Raw genomic sequence first — 3942 nt, forward strand, 5'->3', positions numbered from 1 at the left:
AGCTCCGCCGCCGCACGCTCCGCCTCGGCCGCCGCCAGCTCAGCCTCCTCGGCAGCCATGGATGCCGGCCTCGAGCTCGTGCAGCATCTCCTCGGCCTCGGCCACCATCGCCTCGTCACGGCGGCCCACGCCGCGCACGAGCCACTGGGCGAGCGCGAACTCTGCGGCCAGGGCGGCACGGCGCATGAGGTGCTCGTCGCCGTCGTCGGTGGCCCCGGCGGCCGCGCGCCGTGCCCGATAGGCCACGAGCACCCGGTCGGCGAAGTCCGGGTCCTCGACTGCGGCCAGCCAGGCGAAGTCCACGGCCGGGTCGCCGACGTGCAGGTCGGTCCAGCCGGTCACGCCGACCACGCGGCCGCGCTCGATCAGCAGGTTCTCCTCGTGCAGGTCTCCATGCACCGGGACCGGTTCGAAGCGCCAGAGCTCCGGCTCCTCCAGGGCGGTCTCCCAGCGACGCAGCAGGGCCGCCGGGATGCGTCCGGTCGTCGCGGCCTGGTCCAGCTCGTTGAGCCGGCGGGTGCGCACCTGCTCCGCGGTGTACACCGGCAGGTCGGCGAGGGCGACCACCTGGTCAGGAAGCGTGTGGATCGACGCCATCGCGCGGGCGACGTCCGCCACCGCCGTCTCGCCGGCCTCCACGAGGTCCTCGAGCGGGTGCACGGTGCCGGGCATGTCCTGGTAGACGAAGGTCCGCAGCCCGTCCAGACGGACGGCGCCGGCCACCGACGGGGTGCGGAACGGCAGGTTCGCGCGCACGGCCGGGGTGAACCCGGCCAGCACCTGGAGCTCGGTCTCCAGTCGCATCGCCGCCTCGGCGGTGTGCGGGGAGCGGACCCGCCAGCGCTCGCCCCGCGCCGCCAGCACCACGGCCGAGGAGAAGTCGGCGGGGTCGTCCGGGCTGGCCACCACGCCGGTCGGGGACAGACCGGGGACGGCGGCGGCGGCAAGGGCGGCGAGGTGCATGGGCTGACGGTTCACGGCACCAATCCTAGGTCCGGCGATGCCCGTGGGCCGGGGGCGACACCGGGGCCGGTGTGGCGCTCCGGAGGCTCCCAGCCGCCGTTGATACGGTGGAGCGCCCGCCCGTGCGGGCCCGCCGACGCCGACCGTGCCCGAAGGAGTCTGGAACACCCGTGAGCTCGCCCGATGAGATCCTCCGCGGCCTGGACGCCGAGCAGCGCCAGGCCGCGACCGCGCTCCACGGGCCGGTCTGCATCCTCGCCGGGGCGGGCACCGGCAAGACCCGTGCGATCACGCACCGGATCGCCTACGGGGTGGCCTCCGGCGTCTACGACCCGCAGCGCACGCTGGCCCTGACCTTCACCGCGCGTGCCGCCGCGGAGATGCGCAGCCGACTGCGGGACCTCGGCGCCCACGGGGTCCAGGCCCGGACGTTCCACGCGGCCGCCCTGCGGCAGCTGCGCTACTTCTGGCCGCACGCCGTGGGCGGCTCCATGCCGAACATCATGGAGAACAAGGTCCGTCTGCTGACCCAGGTGGCCCAGGGCATGCGGATGAGCGTGGACCGTGCCGCCCTGCGCGACCTCGCCTCCGAGATCGAGTGGGCCAAGGTGTCCCTGCATGCTCCGGAGGCCTACGCGGAGGCCGCGGCCGCACGGGACATGCCCGCGGGCTGGACCCCGGTCACCGTGGCACGCCTCTACGCCGGCTACGAGGAGCTCAAGACCGCGCAGCAGACCATCGACTTCGAGGACGTCCTGCTCATCCTCGTGGCGATCCTCGAGTCCGAGGAGCGCATCGCGGCCACCGTCCGCGAGCAGTACCGCGTGTTCGTGGTGGACGAGTACCAGGACGTCTCCCCGCTGCAGCACCGGCTCCTGGACCTGTGGCTGGGAGAGCGGGACGACCTCTGCGTGGTCGGCGACGCGTCCCAGACCATCTACTCCTTCACCGGTGCGACCTCCGCCTTCCTCACGGGATTCCGGGAGCGCTACCCGCACGCCACCCAGGTCAAGCTGGTCCGGGACTACCGGTCGAGCCCCCAGGTCGTGGAGGCCGCCAACCGGCTCCTGTCCGACCGCACGCGCGCCGGTGCCCGGGACCGCACGCTGCCGCCGTGGCCGGAGCCGCTCCAGCTGATGTCCCAGCGCGAGTCCGGTCCGCAGGTGGTGTTCGCCGAGTGCGACGACGACGCCGCTGAGGCCGGCTGGGTGGCCGAGCAGGCGAAGCGGCTCATCGCTGACGGGGTGCCGGCCTCGGAGATCGCGGTGCTGTTCCGCACCAACGGTCAGTCCGAGGCGTTCGAGACCGCCCTGACCACGGCCGGCATCGGGTACCTGCTCCGCGGAGGGGAGCGCTTCTTCTCCCGCGCCGAGGTCCGCGACGGCGTCCTGCAGCTGCGCGCCGCCGCCCGTGCGGCCCAGGACCTCACCGGTGCCGATGTCATCCAGCGCGTCAAGGACGTGCTGTCCTCCCTGGGGTACTCGGACGAGCCGCCGGCGGGCTCCGGGGCCCACCGGGAACGCTGGGAGTCCCTGCGCGCCCTGGTGCACCTGGCCGAGCAGCTGGCGGACGCCCGCGGGGCGGAGTTCACGCTCACCGAGCTCGTCGCGGAGCTGGACGAGCGAGCCGAGCACCAGCACGCGCCGGCGGTGCAGGGTGTGACCCTGGCCTCCCTGCACTCGGCGAAGGGCCTCGAATGGGACGCCGTCTTCCTGGTCGGCCTGTCCGAGGGCCTGATGCCGATCTCCTTCGCGGACACCCCGGCGGAGGTGGACGAGGAGCGCCGCCTGCTCTACGTGGGCATCACGCGTGCCCGCAGGCACCTGTCGCTGACCTGGACCCTGTCCCGCGGCGGCGGCCGCTCCACGCGCCGTCCGTCCCGCTTCCTCACCGCGATCGACTCGACCCTCGGCGGCACCCGCCGTGCCGGTGCGGGGTCCTCGGCCGCCCCCACACCCTCCCGGCGGCGCGGCAAGGCCCCCGCCACCTGCCGCACCTGCGGCGAGGTCCTGGACACCGGAGCCGAGCGCAAGATCGGCCGCTGCGTGGACTGCCCGGCCACCTATGACGAGTCCGTCCTGGACACGCTCAAGGACTGGCGCACCGCGAAGGCGAAGGACATCCGCAAGCCCCCGTTCGTGGTGTTCACGGACGCCACGCTCATCGCGATTGCCGAGACCATGCCCCGCACTCCGGCCGAGCTGATCAGGATCTCCGGGGTGGGGCGGACCAAGCTGGAGTCCTACGGCCGGGAGGTCATCGAGCTGCTGCACGGCACCGACGTCGCCTGAGCTCCCGGAGGTCGCCGGACCGGACGGCGTCCCGCCGCACCCGCCGCCCCGTCGTCCTGCACCGTCATCCTCCGCAGGCGCACCCGGGCCACGGCGCCAACGTCTCCACAGCGACCTCCGTGGGTGCCTCCGCCACCCGCCACGCGGTCCCGGGCACCGGTCCCCGGCGCAGCGTCTCCAACACCGTCCCCGCGGTGCGGTGGGCCCGCGCCACCGTCTCCCGGCCCGCTTCCGCCCTGCGCAGCGCCGCGGTCCGTGCGGCACGCAGCGGGTCCTCCTGCTCGGCCCACCGCTCCCAGCAGAGCGGGCATCCGGGTGTGTCCGGCGCACTCCAGGGCCCGACGAGGGTGTCCTCGTCCCGCAGAACCACCGGCAGCACGGGATGCCGCGCCGTCTGGGCCCGTGCCAGCCGGTCCACGTCCCAGGCCCCCTCGGTCACCAGCACGGTGACCGTTCCATACCAGCGTCGCCGGGCCTGCGGGCAGGGGGCGGCGGTCACGCCTCGTTCGCCGAGCCGTTGGGCGAGCGCGCCAGCGGCCGCGGCCGGCCGACGTCCGCGGTGACCAACCGTGCCCGAGCTGGCCGGGAACCACCGGTCGTCCGTCCGTCAGGCCGATCCGGGCGACCCCGGCGGCGGCGAGCAGGTCGGCCACGGCCGCACCCGTGGGCCCCAGGCCGTCCACATGGA

Annotated in this window: 2 protein-coding genes; one reads left to right on the top strand and one right to left on the bottom strand. The window is 74.4% G+C overall.

Features of this window, described 5'->3' with window-relative positions; all coding sequences use genetic code 11:
* Positions 1–39: 39 nt before the first annotated feature.
* Positions 40–978: a phosphotransferase gene (locus tag AC2W7A_RS10155; protein ID WP_485991249.1), complete on the bottom strand. Its 939-nt coding sequence runs from the start codon at positions 976–978 to the stop codon at positions 40–42.
* Positions 979–1133: 155 nt separating this feature from the next.
* Here AC2W7A_RS10155 and AC2W7A_RS10160 point away from each other — a divergent pair, with 155 nt between their 5' ends.
* Positions 1134–3254, top strand: a complete 2121-nt coding sequence (locus AC2W7A_RS10160) for an ATP-dependent DNA helicase UvrD2 (protein WP_485991250.1) — start codon at positions 1134–1136, stop codon at positions 3252–3254.
* Positions 3255–3942 lie beyond the last annotated feature (688 nt).

The organism is Micrococcus sp. LASM2_SD2, from assembly GCF_057364565.1.